The organism is Cellvibrio japonicus Ueda107, assembly GCF_000019225.1.
GTDB classification, from domain to species: domain Bacteria; phylum Pseudomonadota; class Gammaproteobacteria; order Pseudomonadales; family Cellvibrionaceae; genus Cellvibrio; species Cellvibrio japonicus.
In genome coordinates, this window is sequence record NC_010995.1 from 3390282 (window position 1) to 3413129 (window position 22848).

Here is a 22848-nt window from a genome sequence, read left to right on the forward strand (position 1 = left end):
GCCCCGTTTTTTACACGAGTGATTATTTCAAATCAAAGCGATCGGCATTCATCACCTTTACCCAGGCCTTGACAAAATCGCGCACGAATTTCTCGCGGTTGTCGTCTTGCGCGTATACCTCGGCGTAGGAGCGGAGGATGGAGTTGGAGCCAAATACCAGGTCCACACGGGTTGCACTCCATTTCACAGTGCCGGTGTTGCGCTCGACAATGTTGTAGCTGTTTTTGCCCGTGGGTTTCCATTGGTAGGCCATATCGGTGAGGTTAACGAAGAAGTCGTTGCTTAACACACCGACCTTATCGGTAAACACACCGTTTTTGCTGCCGCCGTAGTTGGCACCCAGTACGCGCATGCCACCCACCAGCACCGTCATTTCCGGTGCGGTCAAACCCATTAATTGCGCGCGATCGAGCAACATTTCCTCCGGTTGTACGGCGTAATCTTTTTTCACCCAGTTGCGGAAGCCATCGTGGACAGGCTCAAGTGGTGCAAAGGATTCTGCATCCGTTTGCGCGTCCGTCGCATCGCCGCGCCCCGGAGCGAAAGGCACAGTGATATTGACACCGGCATCGCGCGCCGCTTTTTCAACAGCTGCCGCTCCGCCCACTACAATCAAATCGGCGATACTGACTTTTTTACTGAGTCCGGATTGGATTCCCGCGAATACGCCCAGTACTTTCTGCAAACGGGCGGGCTCATTGCCTTCCCAGTCTTTTTGCGGAGCGAGGCGAATACGCGCACCGTTGGCACCGCCGCGGAAGTCCGAGCCGCGGAAGGTGCGGGCACTGTCCCAGGCGGTGGCAACCAATTCCGCTACACTCAAACCGCTGGCGAGGATTTTTGCTTTTAAATCGGCAATGTCAGCATCGCTCAGGGTGTAATCCACGGTCGGAACCGGATCTTGCCAAATTAAATCCTCTGCCGGGACATCGGCCCCCAAATAGCGCGCTTTGGGCCCAAGGTCGCGGTGGGTCAATTTAAACCAGGCTCGTGCAAACACCTCCGAGAAGTACGCGGGATCGCTGTAAAAGCGCTCGGAAATTTTGCGATATTCCGGGTCCATTTTCATGGCCATATCCGCATCAGTCATTAAGGGCGTGCAGCGAATGGAGGGATCTTCAACATCAACCGGCATGTCCTCTTCTTTGATACTGACGGGTTTCCACTGCCAGGCACCGGCCGGACTTTTGGTCAGTTCCCAATCGTGGTTTAACAGCATGTCAAAGTAGCCGTTGTCCCATTTTGTGGGATGGGTGGTCCAGGCACCTTCAATACCGCTGGTGACCGTGTCGCGGCCAATACCACGGGTTTTGTGGTTCACCCAGCCCAGGCCCTGCTCTTCCACATCGGCCGCTTCCGGGTCTGGCCCCAGGTTAGCCGCATTGCCATTGCCGTGGGCTTTACCTACGGTGTGACCGCCCGCAGTAAGGGCCACCGTTTCCTCATCGTTCATGGCCATGCGCGCAAAGGTTTCACGGATGTCTTTGGCAGTACGCAGCGGGTCGGGATTGCCGTCCACACCTTCGGGGTTTACATAGATCAACCCCATCATCACGGCTGCCAGGGGATTTTCCAAATCGCGCTCGCCGGAGTAGCGGCTGCCTTCGCCACCGCTCTTGGCCAGCCATTCTTTTTCCGAGCCCCAGTAGACATCTTTTTCCGGGTGCCAAATATCCTCGCGACCACCGCCGAAACCAAAAGTTTTCAACCCCATGGACTCATAGGCCATGTTGCCGGCGAGGATCATTAAATCCGCCCAGGAGAGTTTGTTGCCGTATTTCTTTTTGATCGGCCACAGCAGGCGGCGGGCTTTATCCAGGTTGCCGTTATCGGGCCAGCTGTTGAGTGGTGCAAAGCGCTGGTTGCCGGTGCCTGCACCGCCGCGGCCATCGGCGATGCGGTAGCTGCCCGCGGAGTGCCAGGCCATGCGAATAAACAAACCGCCATAGTGGCCCCAGTCGGCAGGCCACCAATCCTGGCTGTCGGTCATCAGGGCTTTCAGATCGTTTTTCACGGCTTGCAGGTCGAGTGTTTTGAAGGCGGCGGCGTAGCTGAAATCATCACCCAGCGGGTTGGTCTTGCGGTCGTGTTGATGGAGTATGTCCAGATTTAATGCGTTGGGCCACCAGTCGGTATTGGATTTACCAGAGGCAGTCACACTGCCGTGCGTAAAGGGACATTTGCCGGTCGATGTGGGTGGGTTGTTATCCATAGCAGTCTCCTGTTTATCGGCTAATCAGTTGGGCAATTCAGGGGTAGCAAGCGGACGAGGTTTCCCTTGTGAGCTGACGACCCCAAAGGTTTTATAAGCCCTGATGCTTGCTGTTTTTTGAACAACACAACTTTAGTTCAAAAGCAGGACAACAACTAAATTTATATTGAATAACTGAACGATAGTTTTAATTTATAGAGATATAAGCGCCGGGAATACAACTCCGTTTCATGTCCTATGGATGCCGGCGATTAAATTGCAGCAGTGCGTCCGGTTTATCGGTAAATACAGCATCGACACCCAGCGCGTTCATGTATGACCAATCGTCCTCGTGATTGACTGTATACACCCAGTTTTTCAAACCGCGCTGTTTGGCATCCGCGATTAACGCTGGGGTGATAAAACTTAAATGACTATTCAGGGAATAGGCGCGCAAGGCATCGCAACAAGCGGCATAATCCAGGGGAATACCTTCGATTAATACACCACGTTTTATGTTCGGCAATTGCTGCATAGCTTGGTAAAGTTGTTGGTGATCAAAACTGGAAATGATGTAGTGCTCGTCACTCACATGAGAACCCAGTTGATACTCTTTAAGCACGCGCGCCAAAACAGGCACGACATCCTGTCCCTTGATTTCAATATTGAGTAATGCTTTATCTGCAACCAACGCCAGCACCTGTTGCAACCGGGGAATAGGTTCGCCATTTGCTAAATGCTGTTCACGCAAATAGGCCAGGGGTACATCGGTAATCACCCCCTGCCCGGAAATGACTCGCCCCAGGCGGCGATCATGGGTGACCAGTAATTCACCCTCTACCTGGAACACATCGATTTCAATGGCATCCACGCCCATGGATAATGCCCGCTCAATAGCCGCCAGGCTGTTTTCCGGCAAGGCTGTTTCCCCCGCCAGTGGACCACCTCGATGAGCAATACAAGCCAATGCCATAATTCACCTTACCCGTGAAAAAAATTTGGAAAGATGGCAGCATAGCAGTCTTTTTATTGACACCCCACAATCCCGCCATTCGATATAGAGATTTCTCCCATGAGTGAATACTGGCCAATCATTGAGCGAATCCTGGCCCATAACATGGTCGGCAAGGCCCTGCTGGTACTGGTATGTATCCTGGCCTTTTGGCTCGGCTCCAAATTATTAAACAAGATTGTTCACGACATCAGCCTGCGCCGCTCCCTGGGGGATTTGCGGGTACTTTACATTACCCGCCTGATGAATATCGCCATGGTATTTTTATGTGTGGTTGTCGTGTGTTTTATTCTGGGTTTGGGTTACAGCGAAATTTCGGTATTCCTGTCATCCATTTTTGCTGTCGTTGGTATTGCACTCTTTGCCCAGTGGTCCATTTTGAGTAACGTCACTGCCAGCATGCTGATTTTTTTCGGTTTCCCGTATAAGGTTAATGACCGCATTAAAATCCTTGATAAGGACGATGACATCAGTGGCATTATTATTGAGATCAGCATGTTCCACGTTATTCTAAAACGCGATGACGGCAATGTGATTACCTATCCCAACAGTTTGATCCTGCAAAAAGCGGTCTTGAAATTGGAGCATCCCCTACCGGTGAAAAAAGAGGATGAAAACGAGGACGGTTGATTAAACCTGTCGCGCAAAGGAAAAGGGGCGATGTGTAGCGCCCCTTTTCCTTATTGGTTTGTAAAACCCTTATTGGTATCACAAAACCGCCACAACCGCCCTGGCAACGTAATCAATATTCTGTGCACGCAAGCCGGCTACGCTGATACGGCTGTTGTCGGTCATGTAAATGCTGTATTCACTGCGCAGTTTCTGCACCTGTTCAACATTGAGTCCCAGGAATGAAAACATACCCCGCTCCTGTGCGATAAAACTGAAATCGCGCTGTTGCTGTAATCCATTCAGGGCGGCAACCAGGTCGACACGCAAACCGGCAATGCGCTCGCGCATGCTGGTCAATTCACGCTGCCATAGGGCAGTCAACTCCGGGGAGTGAAGGATAATATCCACCAAGGCTGCGCCATGGGCGGGTGGCATGGAGTAAAGTCCGCGCGTCACACTGAGTAACTGGCTGTTGGTGGCATCGGCTTGTGCAGCATCGGCCAGTACCAGGCTCAAACTACCTGCACGCTCGCGATACAAGCCAAAGTTTTTGGAAAACGAGGTGGCGATCACGACTTCCGGTAAACGCGAGGCCAGCAGGCGCAAGCCATAGGTATCTTCATCCAGCCCTTCACCGAACCCCTGGTATGCCATATCCACAAAGGGAATCACACCGCGCTCCTGCAACACATCGGCAACCTGGTCCCACTGCGCGCGCGACAGGTCCGCACCGCTGGGATTGTGGCAGCAGGCATGGAGCAGCACCAGGTCGCCGCGCGGGATTGTCTTCAAGGTCGCCAACATAGCCTCAAGGTTAATGCTGTGGGAGGTGTAGTCGTAGTAGGGATATTCTTTCAGGCTCAGCCCTGCACTACCCAGCAGGGGAATATGGTTAGCCCAGGTAGGTGTGCTTACCCAGATACTGGCGCCAGGCTTGGCGCGTTGGATCAATTCCGCAGCGACCCGCAAGGCGCCACAACCGCCGGGGGTTTGGATGGTTCGCACGCGATTGGCCAGGACCGCCACATGCCCTTCGCCATAGATGAGTCGAGTGACAGCCTCGTTGGCACCGGGATAACCGGCGGGTGGGGTATAGGCCTTGGTCGTTTCGCGGGTAATGCGCTGCTTTTCCGCTTCAGCCACAGCCGCCATGATCGGGGTTTGCCCTTCATCGTTTTTATAAACACCGACGCCCAAATCGACTTTGGCGGGGTTGGTGTCTTTGGCATAGGCCATGCTCAACCCCAGGATGGGGTCGGCGGGAAGGAGTTTGAGGGTCTCGAACATAACAGGCTCCAGCCGGATCGGCACAAGTGACTGATGGCAGCGAAGGTTCAATGCCACCGGAAGGCGGCGATTATACGCGTCCGGACCGCCATGGTATAAGCCGGGGTAAATCCCGCCGGGTTGTGATAAGTTGCTCGCCTTTTGCAAACCCTGCTGCTGAGTGTTTTGATGATGTCCCCCGGCGACCACAATACCCTGCCCGAATGGGCGATTAGCGAACCCGACAACCGCCTGAAACCCGCTATCCAGGCACGTATCGACCAAAAGACCAAACCTCTGGGGGCTCTGGGCCAGCTGGAAAACCTGGCCCTGCAGATTGCCCTGGTTCAAGGGGCACCGGAGCGCCTGGCGCTGGACCGTCCGTTGATGCTGGTGTTTGCCGCCGACCACGGGATTGCGGCTGAGGGAGTGAGTATTGCCTCCAGTAAGGTCACCGCACAAATGGTGATGAATTTTCTCGCTGGCGGGGCGGCGATCAATTGTTTTTGCCGGGCAAACCATTTGCCGCTCAAAGTGATAGACGCCGGCATCGCCGATGAGCTGCGCCCGGCACCTTTCGCCTTGATCAACCAGCGTTTGGGACAGGGAACCGCTAACTTTGCCCAGGGGCCTGCCATGAGCCGCACCCAGGCAATCGCGGGGCTGCGTATGGGCGATACCCTTGCCGCAGGAGAAATTGCAGCCGGCTCGCGCCTGCTGGCATTTGGTGAAATGGGCATTGGCAATAGCAGCTCCGCCGCTGCCATACTTGCGGCACTCAGCGGCGCACGGGATGCCGCCGATATTGCCCGGTGTGTCGGCCGGGGCACAGGGATTACCGCGGAGCAACTGGACAAAAAAATTGCGTTAGTGCAGCAGGCTATCGCCCGTATTCACGACACTTCACCATTGAATGTACTCATGGAAGTCGGCGGCTTTGAAATTGCGCAGATCTGCGGTGCCATGCTGGCAACCGCTGCCGCAGGCCAGTTAATTCTGGTGGATGGTTTTATCGTGAGTGCGGCTGCGTTGCTGGCCGTGCGGATAAATCCCCGTGCGCGTCACTATATGATTTTTGCCCACCACTCCGAAGAGCCGGGGCACAGGTTGATCCTGCAATTACTGGATGCCAAACCGCTGCTGGATTTGGGATTGCGCCTGGGTGAAGGCACCGGTGCCGCACTGGCATGGCCACTGGTACAGGCAGCCGCCAGTTTTTACAACCAGATGGCGACCTTTGAAAGCGCCGGAGTCAAGGTATAACAACATCCCAACATGTCGCGGCAACGATGAAACAACAACTTCATTTATTCCTGCTCGCCCTGGGCTTTTTCAGTCGAATTCCCATTCCCGCCCAAGTGGAGTATTCGGCAGAAAACCTCAACCGCGCCAGTCGTTATTTTGCCCTGGTCGGCGGTTTGCTGGGTGCCCTGGTTGCCTTGGTATTTTGGGCAGCCCAGCACCTGTTTCCAGAGACAGTCAGCCTGTGGCTTGCCATGGTATTCAGCCTGCTGCTAACCGGTACCTTTCATGAGGATGGACTGGCCGATACGGCAGATGGTTTTGGCGGTGCCTTTGAGCGCGACAAAAAACTGCTGATTATGAAAGACAGCCGCATAGGTAGCTATGGTGCCTGCGCGCTGGTCATGGCACTGCTGGGCAAGTATTTGCTGCTGATTGAAAATACCGACATCATCACCGCACTGCTCATTGCATACCCTTTGTCGCGCGCTGTATCAGGCAGCCTGATTTTCAGTATGGTTTACGTCGCCGACACTGATACCAGCAAAAGTAAACCCCTGGCGAATAACCAATCGCGCACGGATTTATTCATCCTGTTACTGGGCATACTGCCCTTTTTTGTTTTACTGCCTTTAGTACAAACACTCATCCTCCTTGGGTTGTTAATCCTGCTGCGCCAATTAGCCATCACCTATCTCGCGCGCCAGATTGGCGGATACACCGGGGACACATTGGGGGCAGTACAGCAGGTGGCTGAACTGGGTATTTACGGAGCGCTGCTCACCTTCCTATGAACACCAACATCATTACCTTGATGCGCCACGGCCAGGTGGCGGGTAGCGCCGGCCTTTACGGCCATACCGATATTGCCCTGAGCGAACAGGGCTACCGCACGGCCATGGCACGTTTGCAACAGCTGCACCAGGCTCCCCCTATCACGCGCATCATCAGTTCACCGCTGGTGCGCTGCCAGCAGGTGGCCAGGGAGTTTTCGATCCGGGAACAGATTCCCCTGCAACTTGATAACGACTTTATGGAAATGCACTTTGGCCACTGGGATGGCATGGCCTTTAGCGATGTGCAGGATTGGCAGGCACTGGAAGCCTTTTGGGATAAACCCGCCGAGGCTGCCGCACCCGGCGGTGAAACACTGGCGCAATTTGCCGGGCGGGTGATTAACGCCTGGGACAGGTTGCTCGATGAAAACCACAGCGGCCATCAATTATTGCTCTGCCACGGCGGTGTAATTCGTATTGTGATTGCGCACCTATTGCAGCTGGACTGGCGCAATGCCGCGCTCTTTCGCCAACTCAATATCGACTACACTAGCCACACGCGCATCCTGCTGGCCGATCACCCCCACGCGCGCCCCGTCATCCAATGGATAGGCGCCACTCACTAACTTGCGCTACCGATGTACAGAGATATTTCACACCATGAATGAGCCTGTTTCACAATCCCTGCCCAACCACGACCAAAGCCTGGTGGTGCGCACCCTTAACGAGTGGCGTCAATTGGGGATATTGGGCGCACCGATCCTGGTAGCGCAGCTGGCGCAAATGGCCAACGGTGTTATCGATACGGTGATGGCCGGCCATGCCAGTGCGACAGACCTGGCGGGCGTCGGCATAGGGACCAGCCTGTGGGTGCCTATCCTGTTATTTTTTGCGGGGGTATTAGGTGCGCTGCAACCCACGATTTCCGGCCAGCGCGGTGCGGGAGCCATGCACCAGATTATCCCCACCACCTGGCAGGGGATTTACATTGCCATGGCGGGCATGGTGCTGATGGCAGCTATCATCCTCAACCTGGATCCGGTACTGCAACTGCTGCAGCTGGATGCCGCTACGGCAGCCATTGCCAAAGGCTACCTCGCCGCCTTCGCCTGGGGTATTCCGGCCCTGTTGTTACTGCTGGCCTTGCGTGGCTTGACGGACGGCCTGGGGCATACCCGCGTCATCATGAGTTTTTCCCTGCTGAGTACCTTACTCAATTTACCGCTCAATTATTTTTTTATTTACGGCGTAGATTTCGGGTTATTCATCCTGCCCGCGATGGGCGGTATCGGCTGTGGCTGGGCCACCAGTATTGCCAACTGGGCAGCAGTGATTGGCTTGCTGATTTACCTCAATCGCAGCCGTGTTTATGCCAACCTGCATCTGCTCGGGGAATGGGTTGCACCTTCGATGGCAGATATCAAACGCCTGCTGCGCCTTGGCCTGCCCATTGGATTTACCCTGTTTGTGGAGGTGAGCATGTTTTGCATGATCGCGCTTTTCCTCGCGCCGCTGGGGGCAATCACCGTAGCGGGCCACCAAATTGTACTCAACGTGATTTCGCTGCTGTTTATGCTGCCCCTAAGCCTGGGTATGGCACTGACGTTGCGCGTGAGTTTTTTAGTGGGGGCGGGAGATGAAGCGGAGGCCCGCCTGCTGGCACGCAGCTCCCTGCTGCTGGCGCTGGGTATAGGGGCAATCAATGCGCCCCTGTTATTGTTCGGGCGCGAGTGGATCGCCGGCCTCTATACCTCGGATGCCGCCGTACAGGCCGTCGCGGCCAAGCTCTTTGTACTGGCCGCTTTTTTCCAATTGGCCGACGTCATCCAGGTCACCATGATTAATGTGCAGCGCGGCTACAAAGACACCAAAATTCCCATGCTGATCATGCTGCTGTCCTTCTGGGCCATCTGCCTGCCCCTGGGTTATACACTGACTTTTACCGACTGGTTAGTGGAACCCATGGGGGCATCCGGTTTCTGGACCGCGCTTATCGCAGGCCTGGTCTGTGCAGCCCTGTTGTTGACCTGGCGTATGTGGCGTTTCGATCCGCGCCATAGCCCGGTTAATACCCAAGTGCTTCCGGCAAATTAGCGATGCTATCGAGCAATATATCGGGTGTTACCGCTGACTGATCAAAATAGGCCTGGCGAAACTTACCGGTTTTTACCAGGCACCCCCCAATACCCATCGCCTGGGCGCCGCCCACATCACTGTCAATATCATCGCCGACCATCAAGGCCTGCCCGGCACTAACACCAACGGAATCCAGCAACCCCTGGAAGAAATCGCGATTGGGTTTACCCATCACCAACGCGGTTTTACTGCTTACATATTCGAGCCCCGCCACAAAAAAACCTATATCCGCCTTAAGCCCGTCAGCCGTTTGCCAAAAACGGTTTTTATGCAGCGCAATTAATTCCGCTCCACTGTGCATGGCATTAAACAACCGGTTAATCAGTGCCAAATCCCAGGCATCGCCGATATCCCCCAGCACCACATAATCAGGCGCAGCCTCATCCCAGGCAAAGCCACTGAAATCCGGCTTGATCGCCTCTGCCACCAGGGGCCAAATCCGCAGCGGTCGCCCGGCTGCCTGCTGCAACGTTTCCAGCGCCAGGCGTGCCGCAACAGGTGCACTCACCAATTCCTCATCCGCCAATTCAAATCCCAGGTGGCGCAGTTGCGCGATCAACTGGGCCTGGGACTTGGTCGTGGTATTGGTGAGGAAGCGCAGGACAAACCCCTCCCGGCGCAGGTGTGCCACTGCCTCAAGCGCGCCGGGAATCGGGTCATTTCCCACATACAAGGTTCCATCAAGATCGAGCAGAATCAACGACCATGGCGTTTTCATAGATCTGTCCCCACAAACACGATAATCACCAAATCACAGCATAAACCCTGCCAATTGCCCGGGTGATAATAGCTGTGTATTCAGCGCGGGATTACCACTCATTTTGCGGCTCTACACGCCCCGGCGTATACTCAGCACCCCGTTAGATCCCCCTTTTCTGCACAAACATAGAGAGTAACCATGTCGAAGTTCTGGAGTCCCGTGGTGCGTGCGCTGGAGCCTTATGTGCCCGGTGAGCAACCACAGATTGATGGTCTGATCAAACTCAACACCAATGAGAGCCCCTACCCGCCCTCCCCCAAGGTGCTTGAGTTAATGACCCATGACGCCATTGACCGGCTGCGTCTCTATCCCGACCCGGACTCCAAAAAACTCAAGGCCACTATTGCCAGTTACCACAACATCAGCCCGGAACAGGTGTTTGTCGGCAACGGTTCCGACGAAGTCCTGGGGTTGCTATTTATGGCATTTTTCCAGCAGGGCAAAGCAGTGCTGTTCCCCGATATTACCTACAGCTTCTACCCGGTCTACTGCAAACTGTTCAACATCGACTACCGCACTGTCCCGCTCAATGACAACTTCGATATTGACTTTAACGATTACCCGCAGGACAACAGCGGTATTATTTTCCCCAACCCCAATGCACCCACGGCAATCGGTAAACCCCTGGCGGAGATCGAAGCCCTGCTGCAACGCAACAGCGAAACAGTGGTCGTGGTCGACGAAGCCTATATCGATTTCGGCGGCCAAACCGCCATAGCGCTGATCGGTAAATACCCCAACCTGCTCGTGGTGCAAACCCTCTCCAAATCCCGTGCCCTGGCGGGGATGCGTGTCGGTTTTGCGGCAGGGCACAAGGATCTGATCGCAGGCCTGGACCGGGTAAAGAATTCGTTCAACTCCTATCCACTGGATCGCCTGGCCGAAGCGGCTGCTGTGGTAGCGTTTGAAGATGACAGCTATTTCAAACGCTGCTGTAACAAAGTCATCGCCACCCGCGACTACACCGTGCGGGAACTGGAAAAACTCGGCTACCAAGTACTGCCCTCCCAGGCCAACTTTGTCTTCGCCGCCCCACCCGCCGGCAACGCCGCCGAGATCGCCCAATACCTGCGCGACCACAAAATCCTGGTGCGCTACTTCAACAAACCGCGCATCAACCAATTTTTGCGCATCACCATCGGCACGGATGAGCAGATGCAAAAGATGATTGAGGTGTTGCAACAATATTGATCACTCAAACAAAAACCCCGGCACTTTGGCCGGGGTTTTTGTTTCATACCAAGCGCAGGACATTAATTTTCCGGCAACTCAATATTGGCGGGCGCCTGGCTGCCCACCGCGACAGTGCCATTGTTCAACACAAAGGTCACCACCTGGGCTTGCATTTCTGCCGTCACCTGGGGCGCGCCGCCCTCCGGGCGCAGCAGCGACGCATGGCCGCCCGCATTGAGTTTGACAAAACCAACACCCAACGCCGCGCTACCCGTTCCCAGTTGGGTAGCGCCCAACAACCTGGCCATGGCTTCGGTGCCGGTCAGGGGCGCCGAGGCGGCCCGGTTGGGGATCACCGCATCGTCTTTCACCTGTTGCAATAGCACGGGCGTACCCAGGCTCCCCAGGGTTTCAGAGAAATTTACCGGATCGGAAGAGTCCAGTGTGGATTGGGCCGCATACATAAAGCGCTCATAATTGGTCGTTCCCACCGTCACCCCACTGGCCGCCAAACCGCTGTTAATCACCGGCGCAAAGGTGTTGGAGTTAATCAGCACCTGGCTAACCTGGGTAGCCGCGGTCGACATAACAACCCCCTGTACCGGATTGAGGTTAGCGGTCAACCCCACCTGGGCATCACTGGCTATCGCCCGCTGGTTTACGGTCACAAACACATTACCCAATATACCGCCGAGGGACACCCCCACAACATTGACACGATTGAGGTTCAGGCCAAGATCCAATGCATCTTCCAGCAGGTCACTTAAATTGCCCAGACTGGCATTCAGGTTTAACAAATCCATCACCGCCTGGCGATTGTTATCGCGCGTATTGGCGAGATACCCCAGGTTGATAAATTGCGCACCCGAACCATCGGTTGCTCCCGGGTTATCAAAATTCATTGCCGCCGGTGCCCCACCGCTACCTGCCACATTGAAATGGCGCTCCTTAGGCGCGTTATCCCCATAGAGCGCAGCAAAGGGAATCGACTGGCTGCGCTCCACGTTAAGCACATTGACAAAGGCACTATTGGCCGGCACGCCATGCACCGGCAGGTCTATCGCCACAGTGGCCACACAGTTGCTGGCCAGGGTGTGGGCCAGGGCCAGCACCGAGGTGCGATCACTGGTAATACCATGGACATAAAGCACCACGGGATAGCCGGTAGCTGCATAAATTTGCCCGCAGTTGGCTGCCCCCGCATAACCGGGAACCCGGCTATTGGATGGCATGGTGACTTGCAGGGGGATAGAAACATCGGTGGTTTTGGCGGCAAACGGGTAGCGATAGGTCACGTTGTAAGTCCCATCCACATCCGCCGGTAACTCGCGGCCCAGGGCAGCGGCCAGTACCTGGTCAGGGCGCCAATTGCGCTGCAGGTAGTCGAACGAGCCCGCCTGGCTCGGTACAGACTGGTAATAGGGCAGTTTGATATAGCCGGTATATAGCGTGCCGACATTAGCGGCCAACTGGCTGCTAAACGCCGAGAAATCCACGCCGGTTAAAGTCGATAGCCCTAAAGAGCGCGCCTTGGGGGTTGGCAGGAGGTTATTGCCATCCAGTACTACCGCATTGCTAACGGCAGTCGCCGGCGCAACCCCGGCGGCAATCTGGGCTGCCGCCACCGCCGCGCGTGGCGCGGCCATGGCGATCAGCGGTGTTTGCGGATCGGTGGTGGTAAAGGTGTAAGTCAGCACTAACTTTTCTTTAGCGGCGGCAGGCGTAAGCTGGCCGCCACTGGCAGCGGCGAGGAACTGGCTGGCCAGGGTCTCCCAGCCGGTAATTGCCGCGCGCACCGGTAATAGCGCCCCCGGGACTGCGTAACTGGAATCGCGCAGGGCGTTATAAGACCAGGAGCGGGTCAACGCACTGCCGGACGCATCTTTCACATCGTCGGTGACAATCACCAGATACTTGCTCTTGGCCGCCAAAGGTTTGATGGGACGAATACGCAGGGTGTTGTTGCTGCCGCCATCCAGGGACACCACCTGGACATCAAAATTGGCCAGGGCCTTGATCCCTACGACATTGGCAGGATCGAGGGCATCATTGGTTCCGGTATCCAGCTGCACCAGGAATACCGTCTGCCCGGCAATTGCTGTCGCTGGATTAACACTACCACTCACCAGCACGTCGAAAAATGCCGAGGTAGAAAAGCCATCCAGCACATTGACAGCCGCCCGTACCGGGTCAGTAGGAGTGCCCACATCGGCAGTTCCATCGGTGGTAGCTGCCTTGGCAAAAATCAAATCGGAGTTAAAGGGTACATCGGAGATGATCGGGTCAAAACGGGGATGGGTGCCCACCACAAAGGCTTCAGGACCGCTTGGTGCCGGGGCTTTTTCCGTATCGCTACCACCACATCCCTGGAGAACCAGCAGGACAGTGGCCAAAGAAGACAGCAGGAACCGATTAGATTTATTGTTCATGATACTTTCCTGGATCAGGGGAGATTAAGATGTCTGACATGTGATTGTTATAAACAGACAAAGCCTTACGTGGCCATGGACAATGCCAATGGTAAAAAGTGTAGCCAGCTTTTGCCGATGTGCGAGCCTAAAATCCGGGAACCCGTTGGCGAAAAAGCAATTACTCGGAAAGGAACCATTACCGCTAAAAACAACAAAGGAGGCAAATGCCTCCTTTGAAAACAGAATTGCCACTCCACTTATACAGCGACTTCAGCGAGGTTCCCCTTTTCTTCAAGCCAGGTTTTGCGATCATTGGCGCGCTTTTTGGCGAGCATCATATCCATGATTTGCAGGGTTCCGTCAACGTCTTCGATAGTCAATTGCACCAAGCGGCGAGTGTCCGGGGCCATGGTGGTTTCGCGCAATTGCAGTGGATTCATTTCCCCAAGGCCTTTGAAGCGCTGTACATTCACCTTGCCCCTTTTATTCTCGGCGGCAATACGATTGAGAATGCCATTTTTTTCGCTTTCATCCAGCGCGTAGTACACATCTTTACCGATATCGATGCGATAAAGCGGCGGCATGGCCACAAAGACGTGGCCATTGCGCACCAACACGGGAAAATGTTTCACGAAGAGCGCACACAACAAGGTGGCAATATGCAAACCATCCGAGTCCGCATCGGCGAGAATACAAATTTTGTTGTAACGCAATTCGCTCAGGTCTTCGCTGCCGGGATCCATACCTATAGCAACAGAAATATCGTGAACCTCCTGACTAGCCAGGATCTCTGCTGAATCCACTTCCCAGGTATTCAGGATTTTTCCGCGCAACGGCATGATCGCCTGGAATTCACGGTCGCGCGCTTGCTTGGCCGATCCACCGGCGGAGTCACCCTCTACCAGGAAGAGTTCACTGCGCGAAGTATCGCCGCTGGAACAATCGGCCAATTTCCCAGGCAAGGCCGGCCCCTGGGTGACTTTTTTACGTGCAACTTTTTTACCCGAGCGCACACGCTTCTGCGCGTTACTGATACAAAACTCGGCAAGTTTATCGCCCTCTTCCGTGTGCTGGTTGAGCCAGAGGGCAAATGCATCCTTGGCAATTCCCGACACAAACGCTGCCGCTTCCCGTGAGGTCAACCGCTCTTTGGTCTGCCCGGAAAACTGCGGGTCATAATGTTTGTAGGAGAGCACAAAACAACAGTTATTCCACAGATCCTCGGGCGCCAATTTAATACCGCGCGGAATCAAATTGCGAAACTCACAGTAATCGCGCATGGCGTCCATCAGGCCGGTACGCAAACCATTAACATGGGTTCCGCCCTGGGCAGTGGGAATCAGGTTTACATAGCTTTCCTGCACCAGCTCACCACCTTCCGGCAGCCACTGTACCGCCCAGCTGATGGCTTCTGTCTCTGCCTTGAAATCGCCCACAAAGGGCTGCTCGGGCAAACTGATCCACTCCTGGGTTGCACCGGCAAGGTAATCTTTTAAACCATCTTCGTAATACCAGACATCTTTTTCACCGGTCGCTTCATCGAGGAAGCTCACCGTTAAACCCGGACACAATACAGCCTTCGCCCGCAGCACATGGCGCATGCGCGTAACCGAGAATTTGGGCGAATCGAAATACACAGGATTGGGCAGGAAACGCACACTGGTTCCCGTCTGGCGCTTGGGACAGGTATCGATAATGTCCAGATCGGTGGCTTTGTCGCCATTGGCAAAGCCCATGCGATAGACATTGCCATCGCGCTTGATGGTCACTTCCAACTGCTCGGACAGCGCGTTTACTACCGACACCCCTACACCGTGTAAACCACCGGAGAATTGGTAGTTTTTGTTAGAGAACTTTCCACCGGCATGCAGGGTACACAAAATCACTTCCACACCGGGCTTGCCCTGCTCCGGGTGAATATCCACCGGCATACCGCGACCATCGTCAGCCACGGTGACCGAGTTGTCTTTGTGGAGAATAACCTCAATGCTCTTTGCATGCCCTGCCAGGGCCTCGTCCACCGAGTTGTCGATAATTTCCTGGGCCAGGTGATTGGGTCGGGTTGTTTCGGTATACATCCCCGGGCGTTTTTTTACCGGGTCTAATCCTGTGAGTACTTCAATATCTTCTGCGGAATAATTAGCCATAAATCGTTATCAATCTCTCAATTACAAACAGCAGCAGCGCTATTCGCCACGCAAAAAAGCGAGGCCCTGAGCCAGGTAGCACTCAAAGCCCTGGAAACTGTGGTCGCCACCCTCTTCAATTGTCTGGCGGCAACCCTGGTATTTGGCGACAGCAGCGCGATAATCCAGCGTTTCATCACCGGTCTGCACCAGTAGCCAGTAATTGGCCAGGCGCGTCACCGGAATATCTGTCGCCATAATCTCATCAATGTGCCGTGCATTCAGGCGGTAGCTATCATCCGTGTGATACCCCTTGAGGTCAACCTCAAGATAGGCGGGCATAAAATCCTGCGGACGCACGGCCGGGTTTATCAACAGGGCGCGCAGATTATAGGTTTCAGCCAACCAGGTCGCCCAGAAACCACCCAGGGAACTGCCCATCAAATACACAGGCTGCGGCAGCAGGGACTCCACCATACTGGCCAGGGTATGGCGGGTTTGCTCCGGGTAGGGAGTCAGGTGCGGGCAGAAGTAGGTAATCTCAGGATGGTTACGGGCTAACCAGCCCTGTACCTGCTGTGCCTTGAACGACAGGGGAGAGCTTAAAAAACCGTGGATATACAGCACAGCCGCCATGGGTAAGCGATCAGTAACCGGCGGACTTGTAGTCGATGACGTACTGTTTTCCAGTCACCCGCTCAACCCCCGTTGCGAAGCTGCCATCCTCATTCAATTCAAACCAGCGATAGCCCGGCATAAGCGTATCCACCGCAAAGTTTTCACAATGGGGCTTGAACTGAACACAGGTGGAGGGGGTTGCATACAGGGCAATCTGTTTATGCCGGCTGGTAAACTCCTGGTGTACATGCCCCCAGGTAACCAATTTGACGTGAGGATGGGCATCCAACACTGCAAAAAACGCATCGGCGTTGCGCACTATGTATTGGTCAATCCAGGCACTTCCCACAGGTACCAACTGGTGGTGCAAGGACACAATCACATGCTTATCAGGATGCCTGGAAAGCATATTATCGAGGAAATCCAACTCGCTGGCCGCCAATTGACCATAAACCTGGCCCGGGACACTGGAGTCCAGAAGCACAATCAACCAATTACCCTGTTGCATCAGGCGCGCCTCAGCCAGAGATTGCAGGCTGCTGCTGGCCATGATATCGGAGGAATCGTGATTGCCCGGGAGCCAGCCAACCGGCTGGGAAAAGTAGCGGCGCACAATATCGGAGAAACGCTTGTAGCATTCAAGGTGGCCGGCACTGGCGATATCGCCAGTACACAGCAAAAGGTCAAAGTCCGGCTCATTCTCCCGGATAAGCTGCAATACATCCTCAAGGCTTTGATCAGTATTCAAACCTAGCAGCGACTCGCTTTGCAGCGGCCCCAGGTGGCAATCAGTAATCTGTATCAGGCGCACTGCGGCTGTGGTCCCTTGGCGAACTGTTTTGAAAACGAAGGATCTATTCGGGCGGCTTACGTCGCCAAACCCTGCAAACTATCCAGCAACGATATACGCTAATCCGGCTCTTCGCTAGCCTGCATTCCCGTTAAATAACAAAATTGCTTCATCCTTCAAGTGATGAGTCATCGACAATGTGACAAAGTCGACCAGCTGACTGATGCGGCCATCACAGCGCAATTCCCCTAATCGGCCAGAACCAGCGTTACATCATCAAGGCTATGGCCTTCTTCCAGGCAAAGCTTGAGCCACTCCCCCAGAAACTGGTTGATCTGCAATTTTTCGTCCGTCTGGTACATAGCGGGATTGGGGTAGTGGTAGCGCGGACGCAAACGTTTATGCCCCTCCCAGGCCAGCACTTCCGCAAGGCAGGCATCCAGGTAAATACGCACCGTCAGGCGCGGCATTTTCAACCACTCGGACGCCTGAGAGGACTGCAAGGTTAATACCAATGTTGTGGTATAGCGTGAGCGCTCAATTACCTGGATATGGTGCAGCCACTGAGTAGAACCCCGACTCACCATAAAGCGATAATCATCGGACTGCATACCCGCCAATAGTTTTTGAATGCGATAGTAATTGGCTTCGCATTCTGCCTGCTGCAAAGGTAAATTAACGTGGTAGGACTCTTTGGGAGCTACTTGTTGGCGGCGTGAATAGTCTTCGCGCAATCTGAACATAAAATATGAGAACCAGCCAAAAAATGAGGGCTCAGGAAAGTGATCGTTAACTCAAGTGTTAGCCAGACCTGCAGTTAAGTCAATTGCCGCAATGATTTATTCCTGGCCAGTCATTTGTGTGCGCAAGCGCGGGCGATTAGCCTGTAGCCATTGCAAACAAATCAAGGCCGCGGCGTTATTGAAGGCCCCACTGTATAGCTCTGCAAAGACATCCCCGGCAGTAAATACGTGCACGCGAATATCCTCGCCCTCCTCCGGCAAACCGTAGACACCGCCCGCCTGGCTGAGATCGCACAACCCACAAAAAAGATGCAGCTTCTCGTCACTGCCACCGGGACTGGACAGGTAATTACAAATGTACTCCATCCGGCAGGGCTCGACATTGGCCTCTTCGATTAGCTCGCGGCGCGCAACCTCTTCCGGGGATTCGCCCGGCTCCAACATACCGGCAACCACTTCGTAGCACCAGGGACCATTGATTTCATCCATGGCCCCTACACGGAATTGCTCTACCATACCAATCAAATCATGCTCAGGGTCATAGAGTACAACGGCAACCGCTTCACCGCGCACAAACAATTCGCGTCCAATTTCTTTACCCCAACCGCCGCCAAACAAACGATGCCGGAGAAAGACTTTTTCAACACGAAAAAAACGTTTATACAGCTGCTCGCGGCGAATGATTTCTACATCGCCACGGGTAAATACCGGTTTATCAATTGCCATTCCCTAAACCCTGTTAGACCTTGTGATAAAGTTCTGCGCCCTGCTCTATAAACTCGCGCGCTTTCTCTTGCATTTCGGCTTCGACATCAATCATTTTTACCAGCTGGTCTTCGCTAATGCCTTCGACATTAACACCTTGCTGCGCAGCGTAGTCACGCACTTCCTGGGTGATTTTCATCGAGCAAAACTTGGGGCCGCACATGGAGCAAAAGTGCGCAACCTTGGCGGACTCCTTGGGCAGCGTTTCATCGTGATAAGCGCGCGCGGTATCCGGGTCCAGGCCCAGGTTAAACTGATCCTCCCAGCGGAATTCAAAACGCGCCTTGGACAGCGCATTATCGCGCAACTGGGCGCCCGGATGGCCCTTGGCCAAATCGGCAGCATGGGCGGCAATCTTGTAGGTGATAATGCCTTCTTTCACATCCTTTTTATTGGGCAATCCCAAGTGTTCTTTGGGCGTTACATAACAGAGCATGGCACAGCCATACCAGCCGATCATGGCAGCACCGATACCGGAAGTGATATGGTCATAGCCGGGCGCTATATCCGTGGTCAGAGGCCCGAGGGTATAGAAAGGCGCTTCCTTACAAACCTCCAGTTGTTTATCCATGTTTTCCTTGATCATGTGCATGGGCACATGGCCCGGGCCTTCGATCATGGTTTGAACATCGTGCTTCCAGGCAATTTCTGTCAGCTCGCCCAGGGTTTCCAACTCACCAAATTGCGCGGCGTCATTGGCATCCGCAATCGAACCGGGGCGCAAACCATCACCCAATGAAAAACTAACGTCATAGGCTTTCATGATTTCACAGATTTCCTCGAAATGGGTATAGAGGAAATTTTCCCTGTGATGCGCCAGGCACCATTTGGCCATGATAGAACCGCCGCGCGACACAATACCGGTCACTCGCTTGGCAGTCAGGGGAACGTAACGCAACAGCACACCGGCGTGAATAGTAAAGTAATCCACGCCCTGCTCTGCTTGCTCAATCAGGGTATCGCGGAAAATCTCCCAGGTGAGGTTTTCCGCTATCCCATTGACCTTTTCCAAGGCCTGGTAAATCGGCACAGTACCAATAGGCACATGGGAATTGCGGATGATCCACTCGCGCGTTTCATGGATATTTTTACCGGTCGATAAATCCATCACCGTATCTGCCCCCCAGCGCGCACCCCAGGTCAGTTTTTCCACCTCTTCCTCAATGGACGAGCCCAGCGCAGAGTTACCGATATTGCCATTAATTTTCACCAGAAAATTGCGGCCAATAATCATTGGCTCCAACTCGACGTGGTTGATGTTGGCCGGGATAATAGCGCGGCCACGCGCCACTTCGGAACGCACAAATTCCGGGGTAATTTCCCCGGGGATGTTTGCCCCGAAACTCATGCCCGGATGCTGTTGGTTAAGTACACCCAATTCGCGCACTTGGGCCAACGCCATATTCTCCCGGATGGCGATATATTCCATCTCCGGAGTGATAATGCCTTTTTTGGCATAGTGCATTTGCGACACATTCATACCCGGTTTGGCACGACGCGCCTTGCGTGTCAGGTTAAAACGCAAATGGGCTAATTTGGGATCATCGAGTCGCTCGCGGGTAAAAATCGATTGGCTATCCGACAGGATTTCCGTATCGCCACGCTCTTCAATCCAGGCGCTGCGAATATCGGGCAGTCCCGCGCGCAGATCAATGGCAACCTCAGGATCGGTGTAAGGACCTGAGGTATCGTACACACGCACCGGTGGATTTTTCTCACCGCCAAAATCGGTAGGTGTGTCGTCAAGGGAAATTTCACGCATAGGGACCCGGATATCATTGCGGGAACCCTGCACATAAATTTTTTGCGACCCGGTAAAGGGTTGTACCGAAGCCTGGTCTACTTCGGCGGTTTGGCTGAGAATTTTATCGACGCTGGTGTTCATGGGCTAACCTCTCGGATTTTGCACGGGATGCGTGTTCAAGCACTTAATAAAATGAATAGAAATGGTGCACGGGCCCCGCTCCTTGCCCAATATGCAGTTTTTCGGCATGTGCCAATGCCTGATGCAAATACGCTTTGGCAGACTTTACCGCGTCCTGTAGCTCCAACCCCTTGGCCAAGCCCGCCGCTATGGCGGATGCCAGGGTGCAGCCCGTCCCATGGGTATTGCGTGTTGCAAGGCGCGGTGCAGAGAAGACCGTTATCCCCTCAGCAGTAACCAACAAATCGCTGGCATCCATTGCGCCGGCATGGCCACCTTTCATTAACACGGCCTGGGCCCCGAGGCCCAGTAAAGCCTGCCCCTGGGTTTGCATTTCTGCCTGGGTCTGTGCGGGTGCGGTATTCAGTAAGACAGCGGCCTCATGCAGGTTGGGCGTTACCAGCCGTGCCAGAGGCAAGAGCTCCTGCAGCAAGGTGGCAATCGCATCCTCTGCCAATAAGCGATCACCACTGGTAGCGACCATGACCGGGTCAAGGACGAGAGGAATTTGCGGGTAACAGCGCAGGGATTCAGCCACTGCCGCAATAATATCGGCTGTGGCCAGCATGCCGGTTTTGATGGCCCCCACGGGAATATCGCTCAATACCGAGCCGATCTGCGCCTGCACAAAAGAGGGAGGAATAGGGTAAACCCCTTGTACACCCAGGGTATTTTGGGCCGTCAGTGAGCTAATCGCACTGCAGCCAAAAACACCCAGCGCAGAAAAGGTTTTAAGGTCAGCCTGGATGCCGGCACCGCCACCGCTATCGCTGCCGGCAATGGTTAGGGCAATGGGTGTCATGTTCATAGAGTTTCCGCTGGAAAAGGCGCGGAAAGAGAGCGCAGCATTAGCATTGCCGCAAGTGAAGAGCTCTCGTTCCCTACGCCGGTACTAACCGGATCAGGTCGGCGGGTATTTCTCAGCCCCGCAAACAGATACGGAGCACCCCGACAAGAAAGTGGGCAGTCTATTGGACTTGGGAGGGAGAGTAAAGCAAGGGACAGGGCGAAAGCCTGTCCCTTCCCGATTGGTCAGGGTTGCTGGGATTTCAGCAAACCCAACTTGCCGGCTAGCAACGAGGTTGTTGTGGCCTGGATCAGGATAGTGCCCAGAATAAAGATAAAGGTAATCGCACCAACGACATCCATACCCGGAACTTTCATACCCGCCAGGATACCGACCAGTGCTGCCGGAATCACCCCGGTCTCGCGAGTCCAGCTCATAAACAGCAACTCTTTCAGACTCCATTTGGCACGGCGGTCAGGGGCGGCGCAGAGAAAGACCGTCAGCGGACGCGCGATTACGATAAACACGGCTAACAGTGCCAAGCCAATACCCAGGTACTCCTTGAGCAGATGGAAATCCACTTGGGAACCCAGTAGGATGAAAATAAACATGCGCATCAGCAATGCGGTGTTGCCCATGTAGTCTTCCAGGTATTCGTGTTCGTGATGATCCAGGGGAAGGCCGAACGCTTCCTTGTTGCCGATAATGACACCGCAGGTGAATACCGCCATAAAACCGGACGCATGAACCGCATCCGCCAGCAAATACACGGTAATAACGGCCAGGATAATCACAAAAGGCGTGACATCGCGGAAGATACCGAAGCTATTGTGTGCCATTAAAAATGCGGCGGCATAGCCAACCAGCCCACCGAGCAACAATCCCATGCCGACCTCCCAGGCCAGTGTCTGCAATGAGCCGGTCAGGCTAAAACCACCACCGGTACCCATGACATACCCAACCACCGCAAAGGTTGCGATGGCCCCCATGGCATCGTTAAGTGCCGATTCACTCATCACCGTTTGGGATACCCGATCCTTAATGGGGACTTGCTTGAAAATAGGAATCAGGGTTGCCGGGTCGGTTGAGGCAGTCAGCGCACCTAACACCAGGGCTATTGCCAGTGGCAGGCCAAACCAGACACCTACCGCGGCAGTGATCGCCCCGGTAATCAGCACACCGAGGGTCGATATCAACAGCAGGGTTATCCAAACCTCACGCAGTACCACAAAGCGCAGCGTGGCGCCGCCTTCAAACAACAGGTAACAGGCGCCCACGGTCAGGATCATCTGGTTCATCACCGAGTCTGCCGGCACATGCAATAAACCGCCAATGGTCGGACCAAGGGCAATACCAATCACCAGAAACAGAACAATATCCGGCACCTTGATCCGACGGGCGAGAACGCCACCCAGCAAACCGGCAAAGATAATAACCCCGACATACAGCAAATCGTGCTTGGCAACCTCAAGTGATGACATAAAACCCCCTGGGCAAAAGTAATGAATAAAAAATT

18 protein-coding genes, 1 pseudogene and 1 riboswitch are annotated in these 22848 nt (G+C 54.4%); of the genes and pseudogenes, 6 read left to right on the forward strand and 13 right to left on the reverse strand.

Features of this window, described 5'->3' with window-relative positions; genetic code table 11:
* Nucleotides 1-22: 22 nt before the first annotated feature.
* The gene (gene katG, locus CJA_RS13910; RefSeq protein ID WP_012488475.1) at nt 23-2212 is read right to left on the reverse strand and encodes a catalase/peroxidase HPI; all 2190 of its coding nucleotides are present in this window, start codon (nt 2210-2212) and stop codon (nt 23-25) included.
* Between the two features lie 235 nt (nt 2213-2447).
* Nucleotides 2448-3164, reverse strand: a complete 717-nt coding sequence (locus CJA_RS13915; protein ID WP_012488476.1) for a glycerophosphodiester phosphodiesterase — start codon at nt 3162-3164, stop codon at nt 2448-2450.
* 99 nt (nt 3165-3263) lie between these two features.
* On the opposite strand from CJA_RS13915, the gene CJA_RS13920 reads away from it, so the two are divergent.
* Complete coding sequence (locus tag CJA_RS13920; RefSeq protein WP_012488478.1) at nt 3264-3833, forward strand: mechanosensitive ion channel domain-containing protein; 570 nt, start codon at nt 3264-3266, stop codon at nt 3831-3833.
* 78 nt (nt 3834-3911) lie between these two features.
* On the opposite strand, the gene CJA_RS13925 is transcribed toward CJA_RS13920, so the two are convergent.
* Nucleotides 3912-5102: an amino acid aminotransferase gene (locus CJA_RS13925; protein ID WP_041551554.1), complete on the reverse strand. Its 1191-nt coding sequence runs from the start codon at nt 5100-5102 to the stop codon at nt 3912-3914.
* 141 nt (nt 5103-5243) lie between these two features.
* Here CJA_RS13925 and cobT point away from each other — a divergent pair, with 141 nt between their 5' ends.
* From cobT to CJA_RS13945, 4 genes are read left to right on the forward strand one after another with little or no spacing between them, the layout of a single operon-like run.
* Nucleotides 5244-6344 carry a nicotinate-nucleotide--dimethylbenzimidazole phosphoribosyltransferase gene (gene cobT, locus CJA_RS13930; RefSeq protein ID WP_012488480.1) on the forward strand — a complete coding sequence of 367 codons (1101 nt, stop codon included), beginning with the start codon at nt 5244-5246 and terminating at the stop codon, nt 6342-6344.
* Nucleotides 6345-6370: 26 nt separating this feature from the next.
* Complete coding sequence (locus tag CJA_RS13935; RefSeq protein WP_012488481.1) at nt 6371-7117, forward strand: adenosylcobinamide-GDP ribazoletransferase; 747 nt, start codon at nt 6371-6373, stop codon at nt 7115-7117.
* Entirely contained in the window at nt 7114-7725 is a 612-nt protein-coding gene (gene cobC, locus CJA_RS13940) for an alpha-ribazole phosphatase family protein (RefSeq protein WP_012488482.1), read from the forward strand. Before CJA_RS13935 ends, cobC begins: the two co-directional genes overlap by 4 nt.
* Before the next feature lie 34 nt (nt 7726-7759).
* Nucleotides 7760-9193 carry an MATE family efflux transporter gene (locus CJA_RS13945; protein ID WP_012488483.1) on the forward strand — a complete coding sequence of 478 codons (1434 nt, stop codon included), beginning with the start codon at nt 7760-7762 and terminating at the stop codon, nt 9191-9193.
* On the opposite strand, the gene CJA_RS13950 is transcribed toward CJA_RS13945, so the two are convergent.
* Entirely contained in the window at nt 9165-9953 is a 789-nt protein-coding gene (locus tag CJA_RS13950; RefSeq protein WP_012488484.1) for a TIGR01458 family HAD-type hydrolase, read from the reverse strand. The two genes, CJA_RS13945 and CJA_RS13950, sit on opposite strands and share 29 nt — an antisense overlap.
* Before the next feature lie 180 nt (nt 9954-10133).
* Here CJA_RS13950 and hisC point away from each other — a divergent pair, with 180 nt between their 5' ends.
* Nucleotides 10134-11186 (forward strand): histidinol-phosphate transaminase, encoded by a 1053-nt coding sequence (hisC, locus tag CJA_RS13955; protein WP_012488485.1) that lies wholly within the window; start codon nt 10134-10136, stop codon nt 11184-11186.
* Between the two features lie 62 nt (nt 11187-11248).
* Here the strand turns inward: hisC and CJA_RS13960 are convergent, their stop codons facing one another.
* The 9 genes and pseudogenes from CJA_RS13960 to CJA_RS14000 all read right to left on the reverse strand — a co-directional run bounded on the left by CJA_RS13960 (nt 11249) and on the right by CJA_RS14000 (nt 22813).
* Nucleotides 11249-13597, reverse strand: a complete 2349-nt coding sequence (locus tag CJA_RS13960; RefSeq protein ID WP_012488486.1) for a hypothetical protein — start codon at nt 13595-13597, stop codon at nt 11249-11251.
* 239 nt (nt 13598-13836) lie between these two features.
* On the reverse strand, nt 13837-15726 hold the full coding sequence (parE, locus tag CJA_RS13965) for a DNA topoisomerase IV subunit B (RefSeq protein WP_012488487.1): 1890 nt from the start codon (nt 15724-15726) through the stop codon (nt 13837-13839).
* Nucleotides 15727-15765: 39 nt separating this feature from the next.
* Nucleotides 15766-16341: a YqiA/YcfP family alpha/beta fold hydrolase gene (locus CJA_RS13970; protein WP_012488488.1), complete on the reverse strand. Its 576-nt coding sequence runs from the start codon at nt 16339-16341 to the stop codon at nt 15766-15768.
* Nucleotides 16342-16351: 10 nt separating this feature from the next.
* Nucleotides 16352-17143, reverse strand: a pseudogene (cpdA, locus tag CJA_RS13975) (3',5'-cyclic-AMP phosphodiesterase); the annotation flags it as partial.
* 218 nt (nt 17144-17361) lie between these two features.
* Complete coding sequence (locus CJA_RS13980; RefSeq protein WP_012488491.1) at nt 17362-17856, reverse strand: DUF1249 domain-containing protein; 495 nt, start codon at nt 17854-17856, stop codon at nt 17362-17364.
* Nucleotides 17857-17952: 96 nt separating this feature from the next.
* Nucleotides 17953-18582: an NUDIX domain-containing protein gene (locus CJA_RS13985; protein WP_012488492.1), complete on the reverse strand. Its 630-nt coding sequence runs from the start codon at nt 18580-18582 to the stop codon at nt 17953-17955.
* A gap of 13 nt (nt 18583-18595) precedes the next feature.
* Nucleotides 18596-20506 (reverse strand): phosphomethylpyrimidine synthase ThiC, encoded by a 1911-nt coding sequence (gene thiC / locus CJA_RS13990; RefSeq protein WP_012488493.1) that lies wholly within the window; start codon nt 20504-20506, stop codon nt 18596-18598.
* A gap of 43 nt (nt 20507-20549) precedes the next feature.
* Nucleotides 20550-21353 carry a bifunctional hydroxymethylpyrimidine kinase/phosphomethylpyrimidine kinase gene (thiD, locus tag CJA_RS13995; RefSeq protein ID WP_012488494.1) on the reverse strand — a complete coding sequence of 268 codons (804 nt, stop codon included), beginning with the start codon at nt 21351-21353 and terminating at the stop codon, nt 20550-20552.
* 53 nt (nt 21354-21406) lie between these two features.
* A riboswitch (TPP riboswitch) is annotated at nt 21407-21506 on the reverse strand.
* A 71-nt stretch (nt 21507-21577) separates the two neighbouring features.
* The gene (locus tag CJA_RS14000) at nt 21578-22813 is read right to left on the reverse strand and encodes a cation:proton antiporter (protein WP_012488495.1); all 1236 of its coding nucleotides are present in this window, start codon (nt 22811-22813) and stop codon (nt 21578-21580) included.
* Between the last annotated feature and the right edge of the window lie 35 nt (nt 22814-22848).

Bases quoted from the DNA above. Each gene is read 5' to 3' on its own strand.
- CJA_RS13960 (WP_012488486.1), bottom strand. From the start codon at position 13,597: ATGAACAATAAATCTAATCGGTTCCTGCTGTCTTCTTTGGCCACTGTC.
- CJA_RS14000 (WP_012488495.1), bottom strand. From the start codon at position 22,813: ATGTCATCACTTGAGGTTGCCAAGCACGATTTGCTGTATGTCGGGGTT.
- CJA_RS13980 (WP_012488491.1), bottom strand. From the start codon at position 17,856: ATGTTCAGATTGCGCGAAGACTATTCACGCCGCCAACAAGTAGCTCCC.
- thiC (WP_012488493.1), bottom strand. From the start codon at position 20,506: ATGAACACCAGCGTCGATAAAATTCTCAGCCAAACCGCCGAAGTAGAC.
- katG (WP_012488475.1), bottom strand. From the start codon at position 2,212: ATGGATAACAACCCACCCACATCGACCGGCAAATGTCCCTTTACGCAC.
- CJA_RS13950 (WP_012488484.1), bottom strand. From the start codon at position 9,953: ATGAAAACGCCATGGTCGTTGATTCTGCTCGATCTTGATGGAACCTTG.
- CJA_RS13925 (WP_041551554.1), bottom strand. From the start codon at position 5,102: ATGTTCGAGACCCTCAAACTCCTTCCCGCCGACCCCATCCTGGGGTTG.
- thiD (WP_012488494.1), bottom strand. From the start codon at position 21,353: ATGAACATGACACCCATTGCCCTAACCATTGCCGGCAGCGATAGCGGT.
- hisC (WP_012488485.1), top strand. From the start codon at position 10,134: ATGTCGAAGTTCTGGAGTCCCGTGGTGCGTGCGCTGGAGCCTTATGTG.
- CJA_RS13985 (WP_012488492.1), bottom strand. From the start codon at position 18,582: ATGGCAATTGATAAACCGGTATTTACCCGTGGCGATGTAGAAATCATT.
- CJA_RS13935 (WP_012488481.1), top strand. From the start codon at position 6,371: ATGAAACAACAACTTCATTTATTCCTGCTCGCCCTGGGCTTTTTCAGT.
- cobC (WP_012488482.1), top strand. From the start codon at position 7,114: ATGAACACCAACATCATTACCTTGATGCGCCACGGCCAGGTGGCGGGT.
- CJA_RS13945 (WP_012488483.1), top strand. From the start codon at position 7,760: ATGAATGAGCCTGTTTCACAATCCCTGCCCAACCACGACCAAAGCCTG.
- parE (WP_012488487.1), bottom strand. From the start codon at position 15,726: ATGGCTAATTATTCCGCAGAAGATATTGAAGTACTCACAGGATTAGAC.
- CJA_RS13970 (WP_012488488.1), bottom strand. From the start codon at position 16,341: ATGGCGGCTGTGCTGTATATCCACGGTTTTTTAAGCTCTCCCCTGTCG.
- CJA_RS13920 (WP_012488478.1), top strand. From the start codon at position 3,264: ATGAGTGAATACTGGCCAATCATTGAGCGAATCCTGGCCCATAACATG.
- CJA_RS13915 (WP_012488476.1), bottom strand. From the start codon at position 3,164: ATGGCATTGGCTTGTATTGCTCATCGAGGTGGTCCACTGGCGGGGGAA.